Source organism: Streptomyces angustmyceticus, assembly GCF_040701845.1.
In the GTDB taxonomy this organism is placed as follows: Bacteria; Actinomycetota; Actinomycetes; order Streptomycetales; family Streptomycetaceae; genus Streptomyces; species Streptomyces angustmyceticus_A.
Map to the genome: position 1 here is coordinate 437720 of NZ_JBFBHQ010000001.1, position 25422 is coordinate 463141.

The 25422-nt window shown below is 73.5% G+C and carries 21 protein-coding genes; 10 read left to right on the forward strand and 11 right to left on the reverse strand.

The window, feature by feature from the left end:
- Positions 1-12 precede the first annotated feature (12 nt).
- Both AB0411_RS01870 and AB0411_RS01875 read right to left on the reverse strand, forming a co-directional pair.
- Positions 13-564, reverse strand: a complete 552-nt coding sequence (locus AB0411_RS01870) for a GNAT family N-acetyltransferase (RefSeq protein WP_366415203.1) — start codon at positions 562-564, stop codon at positions 13-15.
- Positions 565-796: 232 nt separating this feature from the next.
- Entirely contained in the window at positions 797-1693 is an 897-nt protein-coding gene (locus tag AB0411_RS01875) for a DUF2867 domain-containing protein (RefSeq protein WP_366415204.1), read from the reverse strand.
- 45 nt (positions 1694-1738) lie between these two features.
- Between AB0411_RS01875 and AB0411_RS01880 the strand changes: the two genes are divergently transcribed.
- From AB0411_RS01880 to AB0411_RS01890, 3 genes are all read left to right on the forward strand, one after another.
- Complete coding sequence (locus AB0411_RS01880) at positions 1739-2341, forward strand: TetR/AcrR family transcriptional regulator (protein ID WP_366415205.1); 603 nt, start codon at positions 1739-1741, stop codon at positions 2339-2341.
- A 180-nt stretch (positions 2342-2521) separates the two neighbouring features.
- Entirely contained in the window at positions 2522-3709 is a 1188-nt protein-coding gene (locus AB0411_RS01885) for a cytochrome P450 (RefSeq protein ID WP_366415206.1), read from the forward strand.
- 35 nt (positions 3710-3744) lie between these two features.
- Positions 3745-3939 carry a ferredoxin gene (locus AB0411_RS01890; protein ID WP_086716483.1) on the forward strand — a complete coding sequence of 65 codons (195 nt, stop codon included), beginning with the start codon at positions 3745-3747 and terminating at the stop codon, positions 3937-3939.
- Between the two features lie 107 nt (positions 3940-4046).
- Here the strand turns inward: AB0411_RS01890 and AB0411_RS01895 are convergent, their stop codons facing one another.
- The 5 genes from AB0411_RS01895 to AB0411_RS01915 all read right to left on the reverse strand — a co-directional run bounded on the left by AB0411_RS01895 (position 4047) and on the right by AB0411_RS01915 (position 11267).
- On the reverse strand, positions 4047-5861 hold the full coding sequence (locus AB0411_RS01895) for a CocE/NonD family hydrolase (RefSeq protein ID WP_366415617.1): 1815 nt from the start codon (positions 5859-5861) through the stop codon (positions 4047-4049).
- Between the two features lie 216 nt (positions 5862-6077).
- A complete protein-coding gene (locus AB0411_RS01900; protein ID WP_366415207.1) occupies positions 6078-7010 on the reverse strand; it encodes a S66 peptidase family protein in 933 nt (310 codons plus the stop codon).
- Entirely contained in the window at positions 7007-9034 is a 2028-nt protein-coding gene (locus AB0411_RS01905) for a S9 family peptidase (RefSeq protein ID WP_366415208.1), read from the reverse strand. Before AB0411_RS01905 ends, AB0411_RS01900 begins: the two co-directional genes overlap by 4 nt.
- 42 nt (positions 9035-9076) lie before the next feature.
- A complete protein-coding gene (locus AB0411_RS01910; RefSeq protein ID WP_366415209.1) occupies positions 9077-10441 on the reverse strand; it encodes a M20/M25/M40 family metallo-hydrolase in 1365 nt (454 codons plus the stop codon).
- Positions 10434-11267, reverse strand: a complete 834-nt coding sequence (locus tag AB0411_RS01915) for a M55 family metallopeptidase (RefSeq protein ID WP_366415618.1) — start codon at positions 11265-11267, stop codon at positions 10434-10436. The genes AB0411_RS01910 and AB0411_RS01915 overlap by 8 nt, the downstream gene beginning before the upstream one ends.
- A gap of 379 nt (positions 11268-11646) precedes the next feature.
- Here AB0411_RS01915 and AB0411_RS01920 point away from each other — a divergent pair, with 379 nt between their 5' ends.
- From AB0411_RS01920 to AB0411_RS01930, 3 genes are all read left to right on the forward strand, one after another.
- On the forward strand, positions 11647-12528 hold the full coding sequence (locus tag AB0411_RS01920) for a helix-turn-helix domain-containing protein (protein ID WP_366415210.1): 882 nt from the start codon (positions 11647-11649) through the stop codon (positions 12526-12528).
- Positions 12529-12837: 309 nt separating this feature from the next.
- Entirely contained in the window at positions 12838-13713 is an 876-nt protein-coding gene (locus AB0411_RS01925) for a serine hydrolase (protein WP_366415211.1), read from the forward strand.
- 420 nt (positions 13714-14133) lie between these two features.
- Positions 14134-14973, forward strand: coding sequence for a class I SAM-dependent methyltransferase (locus tag AB0411_RS01930; protein ID WP_366415212.1), 840 nt, complete (start codon positions 14134-14136; stop codon positions 14971-14973).
- Between the two features lie 284 nt (positions 14974-15257).
- Here the strand turns inward: AB0411_RS01930 and AB0411_RS01935 are convergent, their stop codons facing one another.
- From AB0411_RS01935 to AB0411_RS01945, 3 genes are all read right to left on the reverse strand, one after another.
- On the reverse strand, positions 15258-15935 hold the full coding sequence (locus AB0411_RS01935; protein WP_366415213.1) for a PAS domain-containing protein: 678 nt from the start codon (positions 15933-15935) through the stop codon (positions 15258-15260).
- 133 nt (positions 15936-16068) lie between these two features.
- On the reverse strand, positions 16069-18648 hold the full coding sequence (locus AB0411_RS01940) for an MFS transporter (RefSeq protein ID WP_366415214.1): 2580 nt from the start codon (positions 18646-18648) through the stop codon (positions 16069-16071).
- Between the two features lie 253 nt (positions 18649-18901).
- Positions 18902-19345 (reverse strand): SRPBCC family protein, encoded by a 444-nt coding sequence (locus AB0411_RS01945; RefSeq protein WP_366415215.1) that lies wholly within the window; start codon positions 19343-19345, stop codon positions 18902-18904.
- 157 nt (positions 19346-19502) lie between these two features.
- On the opposite strand from AB0411_RS01945, the gene AB0411_RS01950 reads away from it, so the two are divergent.
- Together AB0411_RS01950 and AB0411_RS01955 are read left to right on the forward strand one after the other, a co-directional pair.
- Entirely contained in the window at positions 19503-20552 is a 1050-nt protein-coding gene (locus AB0411_RS01950) for an Rv2578c family radical SAM protein (protein WP_366415216.1), read from the forward strand.
- 151 nt (positions 20553-20703) lie between these two features.
- Positions 20704-21279: a GNAT family N-acetyltransferase gene (locus AB0411_RS01955; protein WP_366415619.1), complete on the forward strand. Its 576-nt coding sequence runs from the start codon at positions 20704-20706 to the stop codon at positions 21277-21279.
- Here the strand turns inward: AB0411_RS01955 and AB0411_RS01960 are convergent.
- Positions 21210-21941 (reverse strand): HEAT repeat domain-containing protein, encoded by a 732-nt coding sequence (locus tag AB0411_RS01960; protein WP_366415217.1) that lies wholly within the window; start codon positions 21939-21941, stop codon positions 21210-21212. The two genes, AB0411_RS01955 and AB0411_RS01960, sit on opposite strands and share 70 nt — an antisense overlap.
- 390 nt (positions 21942-22331) lie before the next feature.
- Between AB0411_RS01960 and AB0411_RS01965 the strand changes: the two genes are divergently transcribed.
- A complete protein-coding gene (locus AB0411_RS01965; protein ID WP_366415218.1) occupies positions 22332-24152 on the forward strand; it encodes a 3-hydroxyacyl-CoA dehydrogenase family protein in 1821 nt (606 codons plus the stop codon).
- 136 nt (positions 24153-24288) lie between these two features.
- Complete coding sequence (locus tag AB0411_RS01970) at positions 24289-25092, forward strand: TetR family transcriptional regulator (RefSeq protein WP_366415219.1); 804 nt, start codon at positions 24289-24291, stop codon at positions 25090-25092.
- The last annotated feature ends 330 nt before the right edge of the window (positions 25093-25422 follow it).

The following is a 25422-nucleotide window of genomic DNA, read 5'->3' on the forward strand; positions in this document are numbered from 1 at the left end:
GCGGACAGGGAATCACACGGCTTCCCCGGCGACCATCTCGGCGGTGATCGCCCAGCGTTCGTGGTCGCGCCAGGCGCCGTCGATGAACAGGAAGTCGGGGGAGAACCCCTCCAGCCGGAACCCGGCCCGCTTGACCAGGGCGATCGACCGCTCGTTGGCCGGCTGGACATTGACCTCCAGCCGGTGCAGCCCCATCTCCCCGAAGGCATGGTGCAGGACGAGCCGCAGCCCCTCGCTCATCAGCCCCCGCCCGGCGGCGTGCGCGAAGGCGCCGTAGCCGATCGCGCCGCAGCGGAACGCGCCGTGCACGATGTTGTTGATGGTGAGGAAGCCGGCGATCCGGCCGTCGGCGAGCTCGCAGATCAAGAAGCCCTCGCGCGGCGGCTCCTGGAGCCGGTGCAGATAGGCGTCGTAGGCGGCGTCCTCGGCCGGCGGGAACAGCCAGGGCCGGTGCAGCCCGGCGCTCTCCCGCGCCAGCGCGGTGAACTCGTCCCGGTCGGCGGCGGTGAAGTGCCGGATGCCCACCCGCGGGCCGCGTGCGAGGTAGCGGTCGTTGATCGTCACCGGAGGATCGTACGGAGGGTACGGGCGGCGGGCCAGCGGTTTCGGGATGCTGCCGCGGGAGGGTGGGGGCGACGACGTCACCTCGGTGCCCCCGGGCGGCCCGCCGGCTTCACCGGCCGCGCGCGGCCGCACCAGCACCTGCCCCGTCCCGCGGCCGCGTCCCCCTGCTCGCGCGACGGCCCGCCCCTCCCCGCCGCACCGGCGGGTCCGTGGCGCGGCGGCCCCGCCCGGGTCACGCCCGCGCGGCCTCCCGCGCCCCCGCGCTCGGTGCGGCGAGCGCCAGCCGGCGGTGGCAGCGGCGCAGCAGCATGCGGGCGAGGAAGGGGTGGAAGCGGCGCACGACGGCGAAGTAGAGGCGGCCGGTGGTGCGGTGGAGGCGGACGACAGTGCCCAGGGTGACGTGGCCGTCGGCGACCTGGACCGAGGCACGGAAGTCCAGGTGGCGGGCGTCCTTGCCGAGCAGGATCTCGTGGTCCGTGCGCGCGACGACGGGGAAGCCCGGCCGGCCGAACACGCCCTGCCAGGCCTCCGGCTCCTGCGGCATGCCGGGCCGCAGCTCCATCTGCCAGGCGTCCTGGAAGTCCGTGCGCGGGAAGGCGCCGTGCGCCAGGCGGGCCGTGGCGGGGAGGGGGACGGCCCGGGGACGGTCCCACAGCAGCCGGTGGAGCAGGCGGACGCGGGCGGAGCGGCGGACCGGGGCCGGGCAGCGGCCGGTGGCGGCCCGCTCGATGTTGTCGAAGGCCTCCTCCACGACGGCGCCGTGCAGGAGGCGGACTCCCAGTGCCCACCGCAGGGCCGCGGCGGGCGAGGGCCGGCTCTCCAGGACGTGCTCCACCCGGCAGCTGTCGGGCCCCAGCGGCCGGACGCGGAACTCGTGCCACCCGGCGTCGCCCGAGGTGAAGCCGAAGCGGACGCGGCGGCCCGGCTCGTAGGCGGTGACGCGGTAGCGGACGAAGGCGTGCCCGCCGTCGGCGCCGACGCCCAGCGGGCGGTCGAAGCGCATCGGCGGCCAGGCGGGGGTGGGGAAGAGCGGGTCGCCCTCGCCCCGGCCGAGGCGGTCGAGGAGGGCCCCGACCGTCTCCGCCGGGGCGCGGACCTCACGGGCGTGGACGTCGCGGATGGCACGCACAGGACACCTCCATACGGTGGCGTATGTATATCCGTACGGTACCGTATGGATATGGCTCCACCACGGGCGAAGACACCCCGCGACAGCGGTCCACGGCAGCGGCTCACCGCTCGGGACTGGGCCGACGCCGCCCTGGCGGCCATGGGTGAGGGCGGGCTCGCGGCGGTGGCCGTGGAGCCGCTGGCCGCCCGCCTGGGCGCCACCAAAGGCAGCTTCTACTGGCACTTCGCCAACCGGAACGCGCTGATCGAGGCCGCGCTGGCGCGCTGGGAGGAGGTCGGCACGGAGGCGGTGATCACCGAGGTGGAGGCCGTACCCGACCCCGGCGAGCGGCTGCGGCGACTGCTCCTGCGGGCGACGAACTGGTCCGCCGCCGACCCCCGGGACGCCTCGCTGCTGGCGAGCGCCGCGCATCCGCCGGTGGCCGCCGCGCTCGCCCGGGTGACCGCCCGGCGCCTGGGCTACATCGCCGCGCTCTTCACGGCCATGGGCTTTCCCGAGGAGGAGGCGCGACACCGCGGCCTGCTCGCCTACACCGCCTACCTCGGGCACGCCCAGCTCGGCCACGCCGTACCGCAGAGCCTGCCCGACGGCGCCGCGCGCGAGCGCTATGTGGACGTGGTGATCGAGACCCTCGTACGGCCCTGAACGGAGGTGAAGGTTCCGAAAATGAGCGAACCTGAACGAAGTTGGCCGAACTGCGCGTAGACGTGCCCGGCTTCCGCGGCATGAGGTGAGATCGGCGCGCCGAACACGGCGTGCTTGAGCAGGGTCATCGCACACCCGAGCAGCTCGCCCCGCTCGCGCTCCTCGTACGGGAGGAATTCCGTGACCGAAGCCGTCTCCTACTTCCAGGACCGCACCTGTCCCTACCATCCGCCCGCCGGCTACCAGCCGCTGCGCGAGACCGGACCGCTGACCCACGTCGCGCTCTATGACGGCCGAAAGGTGTGGGCGGTAACCGGCCACAGCGAGGCCCGGGCCCTGCTGAGCGACCAGCGGCTCTCCTCCGACCGGCAGAACCCCGCCTTCCCGATGCCGATGGAGCGTTTCATGGCGGCCCGCGAGGTCCGCACCCCGCTGCTCGGGGTCGACGACCCGGAGCACAACACCCAGCGGCGGATGCTGATCCCCAGCTTCAGCATGAAACGGATCGCCGCGCTGCGGCCGGACATCCACCGCATCGTCGACGAGCTCCTCGACCGGATGCTGGCCGAGGGCCCGCCGGCCGAGCTGGTCTCCGCGTTCGCGCTGCCGGTCCCCTCGATGGTGATCTGCTCGCTGCTCGGCGTCCCGTACTCCGACCACGAGTTCTTCGAGGGCCGATCCAGCCGTCTCCTGCGCAGCCGTACCGCCGATGAGGCGAGGGACGCCCGGGCCGAGCTGGAGGACTACTTCACCGAGCTGATCGCCCACAAGGAGAAGCACCCGGCCGAGGGGCTGCTCGACGAGCTGATCACGGACCGGCTGCGGACCGGCGACCTCTCCCACGAGGACCTGGTCGGGCTCGCCATGATCATGCTGGTGGCCGGCCATGAGACCACCGCCAACATGATCTCGCTCGGCACCTTCACCCTGCTCGAACACCCCGAGCAGCTCGCACAGCTGAAGGCCGAGGAAGGCCTGATGCCGGCCGCGGTCGAGGAGCTGCTGCGGTTCCTGTCCATCGCGGACGGCATGCTGCGGGTGGCGACGGAGGACATCGAGATCGGCGGGCAGCTCATCCGCGCCGACGACGGCGTGCTGTTCCCCACCTCGCTGATCAACCGGGACGAGGCCGTCTACGCGTCGCCGGACGAGCTGGACCTCGGCCGTTCCGCCCGCCACCACGTGGCGTTCGGCTTCGGGATCCACCAGTGCCTGGGCCAGAACCTCGCCCGCGCGGAGATGGAGATCGCGCTGCGCTCGCTGTTCACCCGGATTCCCGAGCTGCGCCTCGCGGTTCCGGCGGCCGAGGTTCCCTTCAAGCCCGGCGACACCCTGCAAGGAATGATCGAACTTCCGCTGGCCTGGTAGTGGCCACGACGGCGGACGAACGAAAGGGGTCCGGGATGCGGATCACCATCGACACCGACATCTGTATCGGCGCCGGCCAGTGCGCCCTGACCGCACCGGGGGTGTTCACCCAGGACGACGACGGTTTCAGCGCCCTGCTGCCCGGACGCGAGGACGGCGCGGGCGATCCGCTGGTGCGCGAGGCCGCCCGCGCCTGTCCCGTGCAGGCCATCACGGTCACGGAGGACTGAGCCACCACCCTCGCGGACGGCCCGGCCGGCGCGCGCGGCTCCCGGCGCCGCGGCGCGCCCGGCCCGTTTGCGCTCGCCCGCCTTCCCCACGGCATCCACCCCGTCCGCTACCGCAACACCCCTTGCACGACGGGCAGTTCGAGCACACCGGGGTTCCCGGGCGCCGCGCCGACCGTCACCGGCTTCACCCCTCGATTGCCCGCATAGGCGTCGTCGCTCGCGGCGAGGACGAGCCGCAGCCGGTGCCCCGGCTCGTACCGGTGCACGAGGCCCGGGAGTTCCACGGTGAACCTCCGGGTCACATCGGGCACCCGGGCCGGGGCCACCAACCGGTGCACCAGCGTCTTCCCGCCGTCCGGCGCGATGTCGTAGAGCTTGGCGAAGAGCACCAGCTTGTCGGCCGCGTCCGGGGAGCGCTGCGCCCGCTCGGCCTGCGGCGAGGAGACCTTCAGCGTCACCCTGGGCGCCCCCACCACGTCCACCGGCCCGCCCGCCACCGGCTTCGAGGTCCAGTCCAGGTAGGTGCCCCGGGCGTCGTACGGCGCGGCGTCCGGCAGGCCGAGCAGCCCGGTCAGCGACGTCTCGGAGTGGCTGGTGGGCGTGCGCAGGTTGCGGTACTCCCGGCTGCCGCGCACCACCTCGCCGCGGGTCCCGACGAGCTTGCCGTCCCCGGACAGGTACAGCCGCCGGCTGCCTCCCGCCGGGAAGACGGGCGAGGCGGCATAGGCGGAGCCGGCGGTCACCCAGTCCCGGTAGTAGGCGAAGGCCGGGCCGGTGCCGGTCGCCGTCCGCCGGTGCAGATACCGGTCGAACCACGCGAGGATCCGCCGTCCGACATAGCTGGCGTCCAGGTTCCCCTGGGCCAGGGAGAGTTCCCCCGGTGCGGGCTTCCTCATCCCGCCGCTGTGGCCCCAGGACTGCCAGATCATCTTCGCCGGGGTGCCCTGTGCGGCCAGGGTCCGGTAGGTGGCGGCGGCCTCGTTCAGGTTGAACAGGGTGTCGTCCTCGCCCTGGACGAGCAGCGTGGGCGCCTTGACCGAGGACAGGTACGACACCGGGGAGACGCTGCGCGCGTACGCGAGCACCTCCCGGGTCCGCGCGGCCGGGTATCTGCCGGAGTCCAGCAGCCGCTTGGTGTCGCAGGCCCGCGCGACGAAGTGCAGACAGCCGGCGCCGCCGGTGCGCGACGGGTCGAGGTTCGGGTGCAGCAGCCCCTGCGCCTCGCCGATCAGGAAGAACCCGCCCGTCCACTGCCACTTGTACGCACCGGGCAGCGGTCCGCCGACGCCGTGCGTACGGCCCGCGTTGTCGGGGGCGAGGGAGTAGGCGAGGTCGTGCCAGGTGATGAGCGGGACCAGGGCGTCGATGCGGTGGTCGACGGCGGCGGTGGCCAGTTGGACCGCCCCGCCGTAGGACCCGCCGATCATGCCGACCCGCGGATCGCCCGGCCCGTCCTTGGCGACGTAGTCGATCCGCGTCCCGTCGTCGGCGGTACGGGTACCGGCCAGCAGGTCGACCAGACCGCCGGCCGCCCGGCCGTCGATCCGGGGGTCGTCGAGGGAGATCGGGCAGCCGGTCCGGCCGAAGCCGAGCCCGGAGTAGGCCAGCGCCACATAACCGCGGGCCGCGAGGGCCTTGGCGAGGGCGTCGGTGGAACCGTCCGCCTTGTCGCCGCCGAAGCCGTTGGTGGTCAGCACGGCGGGCGCCGGGTGCGCGGTGCCGGCACCCGCCGGGCGGTAGACGTCCGCGTCGACGGTGCAGGTGCGGTCTCCGGCCCTGACGGTGACCTTCAGCGCGGTGACGGTGTACGGGCCGGCGGCGGCGACCGCGGGGGCGGTCGTCGTGAGCGGGGCGAGAAGGGCGGAGCCGGCCAGCAGGGCGAGGGAGATGCGGAGGGCGGGTCGGGACCCGCCTCGGGACACCTTGCGCACGAAGACCTCCACACACGTCGTACCAACCAGTCGGTACCGGCGCGCTCATGCTGTGGCACCCGTCAGGGGATGTCAACGGACCCGCCGCGCGCCGCCGTTCGGACGTGCGTTCAGTGTCGCCCCCCGGCGCCGCGGTTCACCGGGGGATGGCAAATGGGCCCGTACGGTTGACTTTTGATGCTTCGTCAGTCCAGTCCGGCTGCGGACTCATACGGTCGCCGGCACCTCGAACGTCAGTGTCCCGGCCGTCGCGTCCAGCTCCGCGGGGACGCCCAGCGGCAGGGTCAGCGCAACGTCGCCGTGGCCGAAGCCGAACTCCTCGGCCACCGGCACCCCGAGCCCGGCCAGGCGGTCCACCAGCACCGCCCGCACCTGGTCGTAGGGACCGCAGCGGGCCCAGGAGCCGAGCACGATCCCGGCGACACCGTCCAGCCGGCCGGCGCGCAGGAGTTGGGTGAGCGCACGGTCGAGGCGGTACGGCGGCTCCCCGACGTCCTCCAGCAGCAGGAGCCCGCCCGCCGCGTCCCGCCTGGCCCCCACGGTGCCCACCTCGGTGGCGAGCATGGTCAGGCAGCCGCCGGAGGTGACCCCGCGGGCCCGGCCGGGCACCAGCGGGCGGGCGGACGGCGAGGTCAGGGTCCGCACGCTCTCCGGCGCGAAGAGGGTGCGCCGCAGATGCTCGCGGGTGGCCTCGTCCTTGAGGAAGACCTCACCCGCAACGGCCGGGCCGTGCAGGGTGGACACCCCGGCACGCACCGCGAACGCCTCGTGCAGCACCGTCACATCGCTGAAGCCGACCAGCGGCTTGGGGTCCGCGGCCCGGATGGCGTCCCAGTCCAGCAGGTCGACCATCCGCTGGGCGCCGTAGCCGCCCCGGGCCGCGAACACCGCCTTGACGGACGGGTCGCACCACGCCTCCTGGAGATCGCGGGCCCGCTGCTCGTCGGCGGCGGCCAGATAGCGCAGGGTGGGGTGGGTGTCCCTGGCGTGGGGCGCGGCGACCGGGTCGAGGTCCCAGCCGCGCAGTACGTCCAGCCCGCCGTCGAGCCGCTCCGGCGCGAGGGGGCCGCTGGGCGCCACCACCGCCACCCGGTCGCCGGGCCGCAGCCGCGGCGGCCTGACCGGCAACGCCGGCGTCATCCGCGCAGCTCCAGCGCCGGGACATCGGTCCGGTCGAGGCCGAAGGTCCGGGAGTAGAGGGAGAGTTCGGCCTCCACGGCGCGCACGATGGTGTCCGCCCGGCGGAAGCCGTGCCCCTCCCCGGCGAAGGCGAGGTAGGCGTGCGGTATGCCCCGCCCGGCGACCGCGGCGAGGAAACGCTCGCACTGCGCGGGCGGGCAGATCACGTCGTCCAGGCCCTGGAGCAGCAGGAACGGTGCGGCGATCCGGTCCGCGCGGTGCAGCGGCGAGCGCTCGCGGTAGCGGTCGGGCACCTCCGCGAGCGGGCCGACCAGCGACTCCAGGTACCGCGACTCGAAGTCGTGGGTCTCGTCGGTGGCCCAGCCGGTCAGGTCGAGGATCGGGTAGCTGATGGTGCCGCAGGCGTAGAGGTCGGTGGCGGTCAGCGAGGCGGCGGCGGTCCAGCCGCCGGCGCTGCCGCCGCGGATGGCCAGCCGTGCGCGGTCGGCGGTGCCCTCGTCGGCCAGGCTCCGGGCGACGGCCGCGCAGTCCTCGACGTCCACCACGCCCCACTGGCCGCGCAGCCGCTCGCGGTACTCCCGTCCGTAGCCGGTCGAGCCGCCGTAGTTGACCTCGGCGACGCCGATGCCCCGGGAGGTGAAGTAGGCGATCTCCAGGTCGAGCACCATGGGGGCGTGGCCGGTGGGGCCGCCGTGCGCCCACACCACGAAGGGCGGCAGCTCGCCGTCGGGGGCGACGTGGTCGGGGCTGTGCGGCGGGTAGATGTGGGCGTGGATGTCCCGCCCGTCGGGGCCGGTGAAGGTACGGCTCCGCGGACGGGGGTAGTAGGCCGGGTCCAGGACGTCGGCATGCCGGCAGGCGATCACCCGGGCGCGCCCGGTGCAGGTGTCCAGCTCGACGATCTCGTACGAGCTGTGCGGGCCGGCGGCGATGCCGAGGACGCGGCTGCCGTGCGCGGCGAGGCTGGGCGCCCACTCCGTCCACGGTCCCGCGGAGTCGACGAGGTCGCCGCTCACCGGGTCGAGGATGCCCAGGGCGGTGGAGCCGCGGCCGTGGATCACCGCGAGGGTGCCGTTCTCCAGGGGCAGGAACCAGCGCTGGCCGACGTTCCACAGCGGCCCGCCGAACTCCTCCTGCCGGGAGGGGCACAGGCCGCGGCCCGCCACCGGGCCGCCGCCGTCCGCATCGGGGTCGAGGCGCTGCACCTCCCACCAGCCGCCGGCGTCCGAGACGTAGAGCAGCGAGCCGTCGGCCGCCCACTCGACCTGGGCGACGGACTCGCCGGCCGCGCCACCGTCCGCCGCGCCGGTGCCGAGGTCGCCGGCCAGCGGCCGGATGTCCTCGAATGCGCCCTCGCCGGTGATCCGGGCCCCCATCACCAGCGTGCCGTCCCAGGGCATCAGTGGGTGGTCCCAGGCGATCCAGGCGGCCCGCCGGCCGTCCGGCGAGATCCGCGGCCCGGTCACGAAGCGGTGCCGGTCGTCGCTCAACTCCCTGATGCGGTCGCGGTGTTCAGCGGCCGAGCCGTCGAGCGGCACGGCGGCGATCACCCTGCGCACATCGGTCGGCCGGTCGCCCGTGAACTCCTCCAGGACGCACCACACCTCGCCGAGCTCCGGGCGCAGCACCGGATCGACCCAGCGCAGTCCGGCACCGACGCCGGACAACGGGGTGAGCGGGCGCGGGGCGTCGCCGCTGTCCGGCGTGCAGACGTACAGCCGCTGGTCGGCGAAGTTGCTGAAGACGACGAGCGGTCCGTGCTCGGTGACCGTGCCGGCCCAGGGCTGGCCGCCGTACTCCACCACCCGGCTGCGGACGTTCCAGGGCGCGGGCAGCACCGACTCCCCGGTGCCGTCCGGCCGCAGGCGGAGCAGCGCCCGCCGGCCGCCCTCGGCGGGCCGCGGCTCCGTCCACCACACCTCGTCGCCGACCACCCCGACGAAGCCGGGCCGGCCGTCGTGCGCGGCGACCGCCCGGGCCTCGATCGGGGACGTCCAGGCGCCGTAGGGAGCCGTGGTCACCATGTGCAGTTCCTCTCCTCCACCGGCCGGGCAGCTGCCGGCCGGTCAGACGGTGCGCAGGAAGTGGTCGAGCACCCGGACACCGAAGTGCAGTCCCTCGACCGGCACACGCTCGTCCACGCCGTGGAAGAGCGCCTGGTAGTCGAATCCCTCGGGCAGTTTGAGCGGCGAGAAACCATAGCCGGTGATGCCCAGCCGGGAGAACTGTTTGGCGTCCGTGCCGCCGGACATGCAGTACGGCACGACATGGCCGTCCGGGTCGAAGCGCTCGATCGCGGCACGCATCGCGGCGTACGCCGGGGCGTCGACCGGGGCCTGCAGCGCGACCTCACGGTGGTCGTACTCCCAGCTCACGTCGGGTCCCGTGAGCTGGTCCAGGGTGGTGCGGAACTCCTCCTCGCCCCCGGGGACCACCCGGCCGTCCACCTGGGCGACGGCGGCTCCCGGGATCACGTTGACCTTGTAACCGGCCGACAGCATCGTCGGGTTGGCGCTGTTGCGGACCGTGGGCTCGACCAGCTTGGCGGCCGGGCCGAGCGCGCCGAGCAGCGCGTCGACGTCGAAGTCCGGCGAGGAGACGTCCGCCTCGACGCCGTGCAGCGCGGCGAGTTCGCTCAGCGCCGCCCGCACCGTCGGGGTGAGGCGGACCGGCCATTCGTACGCGCCGATCCGGGCCACGGCCGCGGCCAGCCGGCTGACGGCGTTCTCGCGGTTCACCTTCGAGCCGTGCCCCGCCCGGCCCCTGGCGGTCAGCTTCAGCCAGGCCGTGCCGCGCTCCCCCGCCGCGACCGGGTAGAGCCGCCGCCCGCCGCCCGCGTGGAAGGTGAAGGCCCCGGACTCGCTGATGCCCTCGGTACAGCCCTCGAAGAGCCCGGCGTGCCGGTCGGCCAGGAAACCGGAGCCGTCCTCGGCGCTGGCCTCCTCGTCGGCGGTGAAGGCCAGCACGATGTCGCGCCGCGGCCGCACCCCGCTGCGGGCCCACTCCCGTACGACGGCGAGCACCATCGCGTCCATGTTCTTCATGTCGATGGCACCCCGGCCCCAGACCACGCCGTCGCGGACCTCGCCGGAGAAGGGGTGCACGCTCCAGTCGGCGGGCTCGGCGGGGACCACGTCGAGATGGCCGTGGACCAGCAGGGCGTCGGCTCCGGGGTCGGTGCCCTCGATACGGGCGACCACGTTCGTCCGGCCCCTGCTGCGCTCCAGCAGCGTCGGCGCCGTCCCGGCGTCGGCCAGCCGCTCGGCGACGTACTCGGCGGCCGGCCGCTCGCGGCAGGCGCCGTCACCGGCGTTGCCGGTGTCGATCCGGATCAGCTCGGAGGTGAACCGCACCACCTCGTCGAGCGCCTGCTGACCGACGCCGCCGGTCCGCCCGGCCACCGGGTCCCCGGCTCCTTCGCGCTCAGCCATATTGCTCCTCCACGGCGGACGACACGACCGTCGTGACGGCCTTGAAGCACCGGATCGCCTCGTACATGTCCCCACTGGTATACGCAACGCGGCGCTCCCCCGTTCGCTCCACGCCGGGAACGCAGGTCGCCGCACCCACCAGATGCTCGGCGTCGAACTCCAACTCGACCCGGAACGGCCCGCCCCGGGTCGGTTCATGACGCACCGCCAGCGCCGCACCCTTGCGGGCCGCGGCCCGGATCCCGGCCGCCGTACGGGCCGGCGGCCGGCACACCGCCGCATAGCGCGACACATAGTCCTTGACCGCCACGGCGGGTGCCTGCGGGGCGTAGCCCAGCGCGTCCTGGCAGGTGCGGTCGTCGCCGGTGACCAGCACCACCGGGACCCCGTACTCGGCGACCACAAGGGAGTTCAGATAGCCCTCGCTCGCGCGGATGCCGTCGACCCAGACGCCGGTGACGGTGTTGGCGAGGTAGGTGTGAGCCAGGACACCTTCGGTGCCCGCCCCCGTGTGGTAGCCGACGAAGGCGATGCCGTCGACATCGCCGTGCTGCACACCCTCGACCATGCTGAGCGATTTGTGTCGCCCGGTGAGCATCTGCGCCCGTTCGTCGAGCTGTTCCAGCAGCAGGTTGCGCATCGTCGAGTGCGCCTCGTTGACCAGGACGTCCTCGGCCCCGCCGTCGAAGAATCCGGCGATCGCCGCGTTCACGTCGGAGGTGAACATCCGGCGGCAGCGCTCCCATTGGGGGGTGCCGGGGAGCACATCGGCAGGCCATGTCACGCCGGTGGCGCCCTCCATGTCCGCGGAGATGAGGATCTTCACATTCACCAGTCCTATCGCAGGTAGGAGGCGGTACGCACGATTCCTGACATCACTCGTTCACATCGCGTTCGGAGGGCCCGAACAGCTCACCAGCCTAACCAGCGCCTCCGGGGCTGACACCCCGTCCAGGACGTTCCGGGGCGGCCGCGTTGGCGGCGGCATCACGATTTCTTCGTCTCAGCAACACGATTCCTTCCAAGCGGAACCTGGGGGTACGCTCTTGTGGCGCCGCATCTCGCACAGTTTCTGTCGCAAAGTGGAAGAGCTTCCGACGGAATCCGTAAGGACTTCCGAACGAGTTCTGTCAGCTGCCGACGGCACGTGCCAGGTGAGGTAGAACAGGCCGGACCAGCTTCCCACGCGATGAAACAGAGGCAGAATGGTGAGCGAAGCCCTCAATGACGCCTTACCGCAATGCGGCATCCGGGCCGACAGCGAAGACGACCAACTCGCGATCCTGACCGAACTGATCGCGCAAACACTTTGCGATCGCAACCCAGGCTTCCGGGAAGTCATCGAGCGAGGGGGCCATCAGCAGGTCACCCGCCTGATCGAGGAGGTACTACGCCGCGGCCGGCCGCTGCCCGACAAGGTGCGCGCGATCATGCTGCGCACCAACACCGACATCCACCTCGTGGCGTCCGCACTGGGCGACTGTCTGGTCAGCGCGCCGGACGAAGCGCCCGGACTGCTGATCCCCGCCCAGCTCGCCGACGGCAAGAGCGGACGGGCCCGGCTGAAGGGCGTACTGCGGCACCGCGCCGCGGTGGTCGGCCATGCCGTGCCGGCGCACGAGGCGGCCGCGTCCGCACGCTCGGCGTCCCGACTGCTGGACCTGGCGTCCCCGCAGGACGGGCCGGAGGCCGGCGTGATGTTCGTCGACGACCACCTCTCCGCCCTCCTGCTCCTCCAGGACGAATCGCTCTCCCGCACCCTGATCGCCCGCCACCTGAGCCCCTTGGCGGGACTGACACCGGAGCGGTGCGAGCGACTCGAAGCCACCCTGCTGGCCTGGCTCGGCGGCATGGGGGCACCGGAGGTGGCCAAGGCGCTCAGCATCCACCCGCAGACGGTGCGCTACCGGATGCGCCAGCTCGAGAAGCTCTTCGGGTCCCGCCTCCGCGATCCCCGGACCCGCTTCGAGATCGAGATGGCACTCCGCAGCCGCCAGCTGATGGCCGGGGCGCGCCGGCGCCGGGCGGCCGCCACCCGGCGCCCCCGCGCCGTCGGCAAGGCCCGCAAGGCCCTGCCCCGCCCCTGAAAACGACCCCTGACCACCCCGTCCCACCCCGCGAAGCCACCCCCTGACCACCTCCCGTCCACCCCCCGCACGCCACCCCCTGCCCACCCGCCGGTTTGTCGAAAGTCACACCACGACATACCGCATAAATACGGACATTCCATCCCATCCGTCCGGAGCGTCCCCTTCCCCGCCCCGTATCGTCACCGTGACCTCTCGTCCGGGACCCCGGCCGCCGCGCGGCCACTCAGGCCCGGCGCACCGTCGGTCGCCCGAGGCCGGCCGCCCCATCGCGGGCCTCCGATACCCAGCGGGACAGGACACACCTCCATGCACGGATCACGCACAGCGACCCGCACGCGCCGCGGGCTGGCCGCGGCCGTGGTCGCCGGAGCACTGCTCACGGCACTCACCACGGCGACCTCGGCCTCGGCCAGCTCCGCCAGCACGCCGGTGGGCGGCTCCAGGGTCGTGTGCACCTCGAAGAAGCCCGGCCTGGCGCCCGCGCTGTCCCGGGACCTCGCCGACGCGCTCCACGGGCGCAAGGGCTCGTCGGCGCTGGCGCTCTACGACCGGCAGACCCGCACCCGCTGCGAGTTCAAGGCCGGCGCCCACTTCGACTCCGCGAGTGTGGTGAAGGTCACGGTGCTCGGGGCCCTGCTGCGGCAGGCCCAGGAGGCGCACCGCACGCTGAGCCCGCGCGAGGTGAAGCTGACCACCGACATGATCACCAAGTCGGACAACGCCGCCACCTCCGCCCTCTGGCACCAGATCGGCGCGGCCGGCATCCAGCACTTCCTGTCCCTCGCCGGTATGCGGCACACCGTCCCCGGCGCGGGCAAGGCCTGGGGCCTCACCCAGGTCACCGCCGGCGACCAGCTCAGGCTGATGCAGCTGCTCACCACGGACAACGCGGTGCTCACCACGTCCTCCCGCGGCTACGCCCTCGACCTGATGCACCGGGTGGAGGCCGACCAGCGCTGGGGAGTCCCCGCCGGCGCCCCCGCCGAGACGTCCGTGCACGTCAAGAACGGCTGGCTCCCGCGCGACACCGGCGGCTGGCGGGTGAACAGCGTCGGCACCTTCACCCGCACCGGCCACGACTACGGCCTGGCCGTCCTCTCCACCGGCAACCGCACCATGGACTACGGCATCGACACCGTCGAGAGCGCCGCCCGGGTCGTCCACCGCGATCTGACGCACTGACGCCCGCGAGGCGCGAGCGTTCCGGAAGCGGTGCCTGCGGCCGCCGGCTCGGAGCGCTGGGCACCCGTCGCCTCTCAACCATGCTTTTCCGAGGGGGCGTTGGGGGACCGGGGGCCGAACGCCCGCTCCATCGCCATGAAAGCGGTGGTGCTGCCCCCTGTCTCCCCCTCCCCTGGTGTCTCCTCCGTCCGTTCCGTCCGTGCGGGCGATTCCCGCCTCCTGCGTTGCAGGCATGGCGCCCGGTGCGCGGTACGACTAAGCACCCCCCGGGGTGACCGGTCCCCCGATCGGCCCCGTGCGGGGCGGGTGCGGCGGTATCAACGCGGCATGGGGGCGGTGCGGTCGGTGGGCCCGGGGGGGGCGTGCCGTCGGTGCGCCGCCCTGTCGCACTCTGGGAGGAACTCGGTGCCCGTCCGTGTCATGACAGACCTCAAGGGAGTTCCCGCAACGGCGTTGTGGACGCTCCAGCACCGCGCCGCCGAGGCCGCCCGTCCCGACACGGTGCTGCCCGATCCGCGCGCCGTACAGCTCGTCACCGAGGTCGACTTCCCCTTCACGGAACGGCTGGGAGGCGTCCGGCCGTGGCTGGCACAGGCCCTGGCGCTCCGGGCCCTCGGGTTCGACGGGGTCGTACGGGCGTTCCTCGACGCACACCCCTACGGCACCGTGATCGCGCTCGGCGAGGGACTGGAGACCCAGTTCTGGCGGGTCGACAACGGCCGGGCCCGCTGGGTCAGCGTCGACCTCGCCGAACCGCTGGCACTGCGCGGCCGCGTACTGCCGCACGGGGCTCGGCAGCGGCTCGTCGCCTGCGACCTCCGCGAGCGCCGGTGGATGGCGGGGATCGATGTCGCACGCGGGGTGCTGGTGACCGCGCAGGGGGTGCTGATGTACCTGCGGCCCGCTGAGGTGAGCCGGCTGATCGCCGCCTGCGCGGAAGCGTTCCCCGGTGGCTCGATGGTGTTCGACACCGTGTCCCGGCGCTTCAGCGCCCGCACCCGGGCCGGCGCCAAGGGACTCGGCGGACATCGGTTGCCCCCGATGCCGTGGGGCATGGACGCCGCCGAGCGGGAACGGCTGCACTACGCCCATCCGGCCATCAGCGACGTGGCCGATGTGCCGCTGCCCGCGGGCCGTGGATTCCTCGGCGCGCTCGCACCCCGTGCCGCGGCCGTGCCCCTGCTCCGCGGGGACCGCCCGCTGATCACCCGGCTGCAATTCGGCGCGCCGCCGGCCGAGTGGGCCGCGGGTCGGCTCTGAGGGGTGGGCCCCCGGCCGCTCGCCCGCCCCGCCCCTGGACGGGCGTCCCGCCTCCGACCGACCGCCCCGATCCCGGTCTCCACGTCCCGCTGTTCGTCCGGCTCGGGCAGGGCGTCCCTCGCCTCCCGGTGCCCCGCGGCGAACCGCTCGAACGCCTCCGCGTACCGGAAGCACCGATCCGCCGACGGGCCCGTCCCGGTCCGCGGCGCGACTCCGGGAAACCGAGGTCCGTCATGCGCCCCTCTCCTCACGCGCCCCGGGCGCCACGGGGCACGACCGGACTCTCAGTCCAGGGTCACCGGAAACCGCTCCTGGAGGCTGACCTCCAGTACCGGACAGCCCAGTTCGAGGATCCGGGCGACGATCCGGGCGCTCTCCTGGGGACCTATGCTCGGCAGGATCTCCGGCAGCCTGCGGGCCAGGTCCGCGGCGCCGGGCACCTCGGTGTGCGGCCCGAAGGCGGGCGCGAAGCGCTCGTGTCGCGCGCCGTGGCCCGTGGCTCCCTCGCCGGGCAGCCGGTCGGCGGCCACCGCGAGGACCAGGACACGTCCGGCGCCGGAACCCACCAGGGGGTACGCCCACCACAGCAGGTCCACCGGGCCGGCCCCCGCGGCGGCCATCCGGGCCCGGCCGGCGGTGGGGCAGGCGCCGCCGCCCCATGCGCCCTCCCGGCCGGGCCCGTTGGGCTCCTCGTAGCCGTTGCCCGCCTCGGGGCCGCCCGTGCGCCCGCCCCACCCCTTGTCGCCGAGCGCACCGGTGACCGGCATCAGATCGACGGCGGGGGCGCCCACCGCCTCGCCGGGGGTGGGTCCGAAGAGCCGGTGGGCGCCGCTGCTCCAGTGGGAGATCCGGCCGTCCGCGCCCACCACCACGACCGCCAGCGGAATCCGTGCGGGCACCGCGTCCCGGGGCACGGGCGCCGCGAGGGTCAGGTCGTCGCCGTTCGACGGGCCACGCTCCATGGGTGGTTGCTCCTTCGTACACCGGCCGTGCACCACCCCCACCACGGTACGACCGCCGCACAGTACGGCGGGCGGCATTCCCCGAACAGGGAGTGCCGCCCGCGCACCGTCCGCCGCAGCCGTCGCCCGGAGCTCAGTCCTCGTGCCCCAGTTGGAGATCGCGCTCCGTGCGGCCGCCGCCCGCCATCCGCAGGACGGTGGCCACCGGCGGGTATCCGGCGGCGATGACGGTGTACTCCCCGGCCGACAGGTCCACGAAGCGGAACAGCCCGTCGGCCCCGGTGGTCGCGGTGTCGACGACATTGCCCCCGGCGTCCAGGAGGGTGACCCGGGCGTCCTCGACCGGGCGGCCGCCGCCGGCCCGTACGGTCCCGCGCAGCACCGCGCCGCCGGCCAGCTCGATGTCCTGGCGGGTCTCCCGCGACGCCTGCACGGTCACCGGCAGGGCGGCGGGGCGGAACGCGGGCGCGCTGGAGGCGAGGGTGTACTCGCCGGCCACCAACTCCCCGATGACGTAGCCGCCTTCGCGTCCGCTGCGGGTGGTGGCGACGACCTCGCCGCGGACATCGGTGAGGGTGACCATGGCATCGCGCACGGGCGTGCCGTCGGCGGTGGTGACGGTGCCCGCGAGGCGCCCCGCGCCGCCGAGCACGACGTCCAGCTCGACCGGCCGCTCGCCGACGGTGACGCTGACGGCCTGCGGCTGGTGCCCGCCGGCCGCCGCGATCAGCACATACGAGCCGGCTCCCGGCGTGCTCAGGGCGTAGCGCCCGTCGTCACCGGTGGCGCCGCGGCCGACCTGGCGGCCGGCGACGTCGATGAGGGTCAGCGCGGCGCGCGGCACGATGCTGCCGTCGTGGTGCTGGACGGTGCCGCACACCGGGACGCCGGCCGTGACGGGAGGCGCTCCGGCGGCGCCGTAGCCGTGTGTGCGCGGATACGTCGCCCTGCTGTCACAGGAGTGGGGGGCACTCGCGTCGGTCGTCGAGCGGGCCGGGGGCACGGCGGCGGGGTCGATCGGATCGCCGTACGGGGCCGACGGGGTCGCGGAGGTCTGCGGGGCAGGAGAGGCGTGGGACACCAGGGGTTTCTCTTTCAGGAAGAGGGCGAGCACGAGGCCCAGGACGAGCACCGGCACGAGGTAGAAGAAGATCCCCGGCATGGCGTGCGCATACGCGGCGATATAGCCGTCGCGCAGCGGGGCGGGCAGGGCGCGCACCAGTTGCGGGGTGATCGACTCCGGGTCGGGCAGCCGCGCCGGCCTGGGCAGCCGCTCGCCGAGCCCGCGGGCCAGCCGGTCGGCGAAGAGGGTGCCGAAGACGGCCGCTCCGACGCTGCCACCGATCTGCCGGAAGTAGTTGTTGGCGCTGGTCGCGGTGCCCAGATCGGCGGCGCGTACGGAGTTCTGCACGGCGAGCACCAGCACCGGCAGCACGAGGCCGATGCCGACGCCGAGGATGCCCATCCAGAGGCTGTAGACCTCGCGCGGGGTGTCCTGCTGCAACCGCGACAGCAGCCACATCCCCACGGCGGCCGCCGCGCAGCCCAGGACGGGATAGGTCCGGTAGTGCCCGGTCCGGCTGATCAACTGGCCGGAGACGAGGGAGGCGAGGACGATGCCGCCCATCATGGGCAGCATCAGCAGCCCGGACTCGGTGGCGGTGGCCCCGTCGACCATCTGCAGGAAGGTCGGCAGGTAGCTGGCGGCGCCGAAGAGCGCGACACCGACGACGGCGCCGATCAGACCGGTGAGGTTGAAGACCGAGTCGCGGAACAGCCGCAGCGGGATCAGCGGTTCGGCGGCGATGTGCTCGACGGCGAGGAACAGCACGGCGCAGCCGAGCGCACCGGCGCCGAGCCCGAGGACGACCCGCGAGGTCCAGGCGTACTCGGTGCCGCCCCAACTGGTCAGCAGGACCAGGCAGGTGGAGAACGCGGCGAGCAGCAGGGCGCCGGCGATGTCCAGCCGGGCGCGGCGCGCCGGCCGGGGCAGCTTCAGGACGAGGGCGATGACCAGGAACGTCAGCACGCCGAACGGGACGTTGAGGTAGAAGCACCAGCGCCAGGAGGCGTGGTCGGTGCAGAAGCCGCCGATCAGCGGTCCGGCCACGGAGGCGATCCCGAAGGCGGCACCGATCAGGCCCATGTAGCGGCCGCGGGCCCGTGGCGGTACGACATCGGCGATGATCGCCTGCACGCCGATCATGAGCCCGCCCCCGCCGACGCCTTGGACGGCGCGGAAGGCGACCAGTTCGTCCATCGTCCGCGACCAGCCGGTCAGCGCCGAGCCGGCGGTGAAGACCAGGATGGCGAAGAGGAAGACGGGCTTGCGGCCGAAGAGATCGCCGAGCTTTCCGTAGAGGGGCAGTCCGATGGTCGAGGCGAGGAGGTAGGACGTCACCGCCCAGGACATCTCGCCCAGGCCGTGCAGCTCACCGACGATCTTGGGGAGCGCGGTCGCGACGATGGTCTGGTCGAGGGCCGCGAGCAGCAGCGTCAGCATCAGGCCGAGGACGACCAGGCGGAGGCGGCGGGGGCCGAGCGGCGCCGGTGCGCCGGGGGCGGGGTCCCGGGGTACGCCGGGGGCGGGACCGGGCAAAGTGCCGTACGCGGCCGGGGCCACGGCCCCGGCCGGGCCCGTGGCCGCACCGGCGGCGGGCGGGCCGGTCCGCCCGGCCCGCCCGCCCCGCTCGCTCAGGGTGGTCCCGCCCACGTGCTGCTCCCCTCGTCACGCCTGTTGCCGCCCAATTTCTCGCATTGGGCGACAACACCGATCAACCGCGGCGAAAGGGCGCGTGATGGGCGGGAAGGGACGTCAAGTGCGGTGCCCGGAGCGCCTCTTGGGCTCCCATCAGGGCTTTCCGTACGGAAGCGTTCCGGTGGGCCCAACGCCTCGGCCCACCGGAAACCACCCGAACCGGTGAGTGTGAGGGCAAGCGCTCAGGGTGACGGGTGGGACAGGCCGATCACTTCGCGACGTGGGCGGCGAGCTTGTCGAGGATGCTGTCGTAGATCCGGCCCAGACCCTTGGGCGCGAAGGTCCGCTCGAAGAAGCCGCCGATGCCGCCGGCGCCCTGCCAGGTGGTGGTCACGACGACCTTGGCGCGCTTCTCGCCGGCCGGGGTGACGACCCAGGTGGTCACCATCGAGGAGTTGCGGTCCTTCTCCACGAGCTGGCCCTCGGTCGGCTCGTCGACGTCCAGCAGGCAGTCGCGCACCCGCTTGCTCGTGGCCTGGAGCTTCCAGTGGACGAGGGTGCCCTTGCCGTCGCCGCCCTCCCGGACCTCGTACTCGCTGAAGTGCTCGGGCAGCAGCTGCGGACGCGTGCCGGAGTAGTCGGCGAGCGCGTCGAACACGTCCTCCGGGTCCGCCGCGATCTCGCGCTGCGTGATGGCTTCGACCTGCCCCATGTGTGTGGTCCTCCAGTACTCGGCTGCCGGTCCTGCGATGCGCCGCCAAGCCAACCACCCCGGGGCGGCGCACCCAAATTCAGGGCCGCCGAGCCTCAAGGGAACATGTGTTCTATTATGGCGCAGGGGGGCTCTGCTGGTTCCTGAAGGAGGCCCGATGCGCTGGGACAACCTCGGCGACGGCCCGTCCGCGCTGTTCGGTGCGGACGTCGTCAGCCGGACGGTCGACACCCCCGAATTCCGCGGGATCACCTTTCACGAAGTGCGCGCCCGCTCGATCGTGAACCGGGTGCCGGGCGCCTCCCGGATGCCGTTCGAATGGACCGTGAACCCGTACCGCGGCTGCAGTCACGCCTGTGTGTACTGCTTCGCGCGCAAGACGCACGGCTACCTCGACCTGGACACCGGGCAGGACTTCGACTCGCAGATCGTGGTGAAGGTCAACGCTCCCGAACTGCTGCGCAGGGAGCTGGCCGGGCGGCGCTGGCGCGGTGACCACATCGCCATGGGCACGAACGTCGACTGCTATCAGCGCGCCGAGGGCCGCTACCGCCTGATGCCCGGCATCATCACGGCGCTGCGCGACTACGCCAACCCCTTCTCGATCCTCACCAAGGGCACGCTCGTCCTGCGGGACCTGGCGCTGCTGCAGCAGGCCGCCGAGGTCACCGATGTCGGCATCTCCGTCTCCGTCGGCTTCCTGGACCGCGAGCTGTGGCGCACGGTCGAGCCCGGCACCCCGGCGCCGGAGCGCCGGCTGGACGTGGTGCGCACGCTCACCGCGCACGGCATACCCTGCGGTGTGCTGATGGCGCCGGTGATCCCCTTCCTCGGGGACGCGCCGGACCAGCTGCGGGCCACGGTGCGCGCCATCGCCGAGGCCGGCGCCGGCTCCGTCACCCCGCTCGTGCTGCATCTGCGGCCCGGTGCCCGGGAGTGGTTCCTGGCATGGCTGGAGCGCCACCACCCGCATCTGGTGGGGCGCTACCGGACGATGTACGGCGACGGCGCCTACGCTCCCACGTGGTACCAGCGCCAGATCACCCGTCAGGTCCACGAGTTCGCCGCGGAGTACGGCATCGGCCCCTCCCGGCCCGGCGCGGCCCGCAGGCTCCCGCCGGCGGACCCCGCCCCCGGCCCGGCCGGCGCGCCCGCGGATGACCGGCCCGGATCCCCCCCGGAACCCACCCAGCTGACCCTGATGTGACCGGCGGGCCGGCCCCCGCTCGCCGGCCCCGGCCCGCCGGCCCCGGGAAATCAGGAGGAGCCATCCTCCCGGGGCCCCTACCCTCTGCGGCATGCAGGGACCTGAGGAACGCAGCCGGGCGCAGCCGCCGCGCCCCGTACGGGTACGGGAGATGGCCGAGGCCGACGTGGACGCGGTCTCGGCGGTGCGGGTCCGCGGCTGGCAGTCGGCGTACCGCGGGCTGATGCCGCAGGCGTATCTGGACGCGATGAGCGTGGCGGCGGACGCGGAGCGGCGGCGGGCGTGGTTCGGACGCCGGCCGCCCGAGGTGTCGGAACTGGTGGCCGAGCGGGACGGCGCGGTCGTCGGCTGGGCGAGCGTCGGACCGGCCAGGGACCCCGATCTCGCCCCGGGGCCCGCACAGTTGCCCGCGCCGCTGCCGACCGCCGGTGAGCTGCTCGCCCTCTATGTGGCGCCCGAGTTGATCGGCACGGGTGTCGGGCGCGCGCTGATGGCCGCCGGTACCGCCCGGGCGCGGGCGAGCGGCTACCGTGCGCTGTATCTGTGGGTGGTGCGCGGCAACGCCCGCGCCCGGCGGTTCTACGAGCGGGCGGGTTTTGTGCCGGACGGGGCACAGGAGGCGTACGAGGTGGGCGGCCGCAGCGTCCCGGAGGTGCGCTACCGGCGCCCGCTGACACCCGAACCGGGCGGGCCGCCGCCGGTCCCCTCGCCCCGCTCCGCACCCTGAGCCGGGCCGCCGTCTCCGGCGTCGTCCCCCGCCCCGGGGCCACCGGCCTGCGCCGGCACGTCCTCGTGCACCCCCAGCCGTGCCAGTGACGCCGCCGCCGCGGCCGCGAGCCGGGGATGGGCGACGGCCGCGGTGAGCGCGGGGACCGCCCGCCGGTCGCCCAGCGCACCCAGGCCCTCGACGCAGGCGAGCGCCACCCGCCAGTAGGGGTTGTGCGGGGTCAGCAGGCGCTCCAGGGTCGCGATCAGCGCGGGCACGGACTGCGGCGCGCGGAGCTCGGCCAGCAGCCGGACCGGGTGCAGGGCGTAGGCGGTGCGCAGCGGGTTGGTGGCGAGTGCGGCGGCGGCGCGGGCGGTGCGGGGGTCGCCGAGGCGGCCCAGGGCGTGGGCGGCGGTGGCGCAGCGCACCGGGTCGCGGTAGTTCAGCAGCAGCACGAGCGTCTCGAAGGCCCGCTTGTCGCCGGCGCAGCCGAGGACGAAGGCGGCGATCTCCCTGGCCCACAGCGGACGTTCGACGGCGACCAGCATCCGGGCGAGCTCCTCCCGCCCGGCGGGGGTGTTCTTGCGGGCCAGCCCCAGCAACCGTTCGTAGGCGACCAGATCCTGTGGGGAGCGGAGTTCGGTCCGCACCCGGTCCGTCAACTCGTGGAATTCCTCTTCCATTTGCCGATCCCCTCCCGCCGGGCCGCCCCGGTTCCCGCGACGTGGCCTGCACCACAGCCTAATGACCCTCGCTACCCCTGGCGCTCTGGTTACTCACCGGTTAACCTGCTGGAACGAGCAGCACCACTGCTCGGGCGGCCTGGTGACGCAGCCGCCACAGAGTGAAGTCGGTTCGGCACCGCACAGCACGACATCAGTACGGAGCACACGGCACGGCCCCGGGACAGGGCCCGCCGCGGCTCCCGCACCGCAGGCGTTCCTGCGGCGCTGCGGCTCCCGCGGTTCACCGCCGCGTTTACGCCGCCGCGTACGACAGGCCCCGCGCCCTGCGGACACCCTCAGTCGTCACTTCTCCCCTGTTTTCAGGGGAACACCCTCAGGAGTCTCGCGATGGGCCCTCAGTCCACCCCTGATCTCTCAACTGAAGCCTCCCCCCTGTCCCTTTCCACCGTGGCCGTCGTCGGCCTGGGCACCATGGGTACCGGTATCGCCGAGGTGCTGACCCGGGCCGGCCGCGAGGTCATCGGCATCGACACCGACGAGGCCGCGGCCCGGCACGCCGTCACGGCCCTCGAAACCGCCACCGCCCGCGCGGTGCGGCGCGAGCGGATCACCGAGCGGGAGCGGCAGGACATCCTGGCCCGGTTCCGCACCTTCACCGACCTGCAGGCCGCCGCGGACGCCGACCTCGTCATCGAGGTCGTGCCCGAGGACTACGAGCTCAAGCGGCAGGTGTTCGCGGGGCTCGACGCCGTGGTCCGCCCGGACACCATCCTCGCCACCGGCACCAACGCCCTGTCCGTGACCCGGCTGGCCGCCGATTCGCAGCGCCCCGAGCGGGTGCTCGGTGTGCACTTCTTCAACCCCGCGCCGGCCATGAAGCTGGTCGAGGTGGTCTCGTCCGTGCTCACCGCGCCGACCGCGGTCGCGGCCGTCACGGAGCTGGCCCACGCCCTGGGCAAGGACCCGATCGCGGTGGGTGACCGCCCCGGCTTCGTCGCGGACGGCCTGCTGTTCGGCTACCTGAACCAGGCCGCGGCGATGTACGAGTCCAAGTACGCCACCCGTGAGGACATCGACGCCGCGATGCGGCTCGGCTGCGGCCTGCCCATGGGCCCGCTGGCGCTGCTCGACCTCATCGGCGTCGACACCGCGCGGACGGTCCTGGAGGCGATGTACGCCGAGTCCCAGGACCGGCTGCACGCCCCCGCGCCGATCCTGGGCCAGCTCGCCGAGGCGGGGCTGACCGGCCGCAAGGCGGGCCGCGGCTTCTACACGTACGACGCGCCGGGCAGCGCCACGGTCGTGCCGGACGCGGAGAGCCCGGCGGACGCCGACGAGCTCGCCGGCGGGCGGACCGTCACCGGCGTCGGCGTGGCGGGCTCCGGGACGATGGCCAGCGGTATCGCGGAGGTCTTCGCCAAGGCGGGCTACAAGGTCGTGCTGGCCGCCCGCAGCCTGGAGAAGGCCGAGAAGGCCAAGGCCCGGATCGCGAAGTCGCTGGGCCGCTCGGTGGACAAGGGCCGGATGAGCGCCGAGGCCCGGGACACCGCGCTGGCCGCGATCACCCCGGCCGGGTCGCTGGACGCGTTCGCGGACGTGGATCTCGCGGTCGAGGCGGTGGCCGAGGACCTGGCGGTCAAGCAGGAGCTGTTCACGACCCTGGACAAGGTCTGCAAGCCGGGCGCGGTGCTGGCCACCACCACCTCGTCGCTGCCGGTCGTGGCCTGCGCCCGCGCCACCTCGCGCCCCGAGGACGTCATCGGGATGCACTTCTTCAACCCGGCGCCCGCCATGAAGCTGGTCGAGGTGGTCCGTACGGTCCTGACGGCCGACGACGTCCACGCCACCGTGCGGGCGGTCTGCGCCCAGGTCCGCAAGCACCCCGTGGACTGCGGCGACCGGGCCGGCTTCATCGTGAACGCGCTGCTGTTCCCGTACCTGAACAACGCGATCAAGATGGTCGAGGAGCACTACGCGTCCCTGGACGACATCGACGCCGCCATGAAGCTCGGCGGCGGCTACCCGATGGGCCCGTTCGAACTCCTCGACGTGGTCGGCCTGGACGTGTCGCTGGCCATCGAGAAGGTGCTGCACGCGGAGTTCCGCGACCCCGGGCTGGCCCCGGCGCCGCTGCTGGAGCACCTCGTCGCCGCGGGCTGCCTCGGCCGCAAGACCGGCCGCGGCTTCCGTGAGTACGCCCGGCGCTGACGCGTGGCGGCACCCCGGCCCGGCCGGGGGAGGGTGGGGTGGACTGCTGGAACCCGACGGCGGTCCACCCCCGCTCACGGGGACGAGGGCTGCACCTCATGCCGCAGGTCGCGTAAATATGCAGTACCGTCCCCACATGTCCCAGCCCGCTCGCACGCAACCCTCCGACACCTCCGACACCGTCACTCCCGGCACCCGCCGGGCGGCCGCGCAACGGCTCAAAATGCGCCGCGAATTGTCGGCGGCGGCGATGGAACTGTTCGCGACCAAGGGCTACGAGGCGACGACGGTCGACGAGATCGCGGCCGCGGCGGGCGTCGCCCGGCGGACGTTCTTCCGCCACTTCCGCTCCAAGGAAGAGGCGATCTTCCCCGACCACGACGACACCCTCGTCCGCGCGGAGGCCGTCCTGGACGCCGCTCCGCCGCACGAGAACCCGCTGGACACGGTCTGCCGCGGGATCAAGGAGGTCATGCGGATGTACGCGGCCTCCCCGGCCGTGTCGGTGGCCCGCTACCGCCTGACCCGTGAGGTCCCCACCCTGCGGGAGGCCGAGATCGCCTCGGTGGCCCGCTACGAGCGGCTGTTCACCCGCTATCTCCTGGGCCACTTCGACGAGGGGGCGCACCGCGAGGGCGACGACGATCCGCTGCTCGCCGAGGTCGCGGCGTCCGCCGTGGTCACCGCGCACAACCATGTGCTGCGGCGCTGGCTGCGGGCCGACGCCCAGGGCGATGTCGAGGCGCAGCTCGACCACGCCTTCGAGATCGTCCGGGAGACCTTCGGCGCCGGCATCGGCGCGGGCCGCACCGGCAGCGGGGAGAACCCCCCGGCGGCCGTCTCGCGGGAGGGCGAGGTGCTGGTCGCGGTGGCCCGCACGGACGCCCCGCTGGACGAGGTCATGCGCACCATCCGCAAGGCCATCAAGGAACGCAAGTAACGGCCCTCCGTCCGAAAGCGGAGACGAGCGCGGCCCGGCGCCCTTGGGCGGACCGGGCCGCGACACGGATGGCGTAACGCCGTCCCTGCGCACGCTGCGCGCATACACCCTTTCTCTGGGTCATCTCCAGGCCTCCCATCGGCCCTCTTTTGCTCATGCGTGCCGCCCGGATGACATCTGAGAGAAATTCTTGGCACTCAGTGTCTTGTCGCCTGGCACGCGGTGTCATACGTTGAAGGTGTCCGGGCGGCCGGCGTGCTGAGAACCAACGTGCGCCGGCTGTCCCACCAGCCGTACGCGGCTGTCCGCCCGGATGCCTGCGTCACAGGC

Bases quoted from the DNA above. Each gene is read 5' to 3' on its own strand.
- AB0411_RS01945 (WP_366415215.1), bottom strand. From the start codon at position 19,345: ATGGGGCAGGTCGAAGCCATCACGCAGCGCGAGATCGCGGCGGACCCG.
- AB0411_RS01965 (WP_366415218.1), top strand. From the start codon at position 22,332: ATGGGCCCTCAGTCCACCCCTGATCTCTCAACTGAAGCCTCCCCCCTG.
- AB0411_RS01970 (WP_366415219.1), top strand. From the start codon at position 24,289: ATGTCCCAGCCCGCTCGCACGCAACCCTCCGACACCTCCGACACCGTC.
- AB0411_RS01935 (WP_366415213.1), bottom strand. From the start codon at position 15,935: ATGGAGCGTGGCCCGTCGAACGGCGACGACCTGACCCTCGCGGCGCCC.
- AB0411_RS01955 (WP_366415619.1), top strand. From the start codon at position 20,704: ATGGCCGAGGCCGACGTGGACGCGGTCTCGGCGGTGCGGGTCCGCGGC.
- AB0411_RS01950 (WP_366415216.1), top strand. From the start codon at position 19,503: ATGCGCTGGGACAACCTCGGCGACGGCCCGTCCGCGCTGTTCGGTGCG.
- AB0411_RS01920 (WP_366415210.1), top strand. From the start codon at position 11,647: ATGGTGAGCGAAGCCCTCAATGACGCCTTACCGCAATGCGGCATCCGG.
- AB0411_RS01890 (WP_086716483.1), top strand. From the start codon at position 3,745: ATGCGGATCACCATCGACACCGACATCTGTATCGGCGCCGGCCAGTGC.
- AB0411_RS01900 (WP_366415207.1), bottom strand. From the start codon at position 7,010: ATGACGCCGGCGTTGCCGGTCAGGCCGCCGCGGCTGCGGCCCGGCGAC.
- AB0411_RS01880 (WP_366415205.1), top strand. From the start codon at position 1,739: ATGGATATGGCTCCACCACGGGCGAAGACACCCCGCGACAGCGGTCCA.
- AB0411_RS01930 (WP_366415212.1), top strand. From the start codon at position 14,134: ATGACAGACCTCAAGGGAGTTCCCGCAACGGCGTTGTGGACGCTCCAG.
- AB0411_RS01905 (WP_366415208.1), bottom strand. From the start codon at position 9,034: ATGGTGACCACGGCTCCCTACGGCGCCTGGACGTCCCCGATCGAGGCC.
- AB0411_RS01925 (WP_366415211.1), top strand. From the start codon at position 12,838: ATGCACGGATCACGCACAGCGACCCGCACGCGCCGCGGGCTGGCCGCG.
- AB0411_RS01960 (WP_366415217.1), bottom strand. From the start codon at position 21,941: ATGGAAGAGGAATTCCACGAGTTGACGGACCGGGTGCGGACCGAACTC.
- AB0411_RS01910 (WP_366415209.1), bottom strand. From the start codon at position 10,441: ATGGCTGAGCGCGAAGGAGCCGGGGACCCGGTGGCCGGGCGGACCGGC.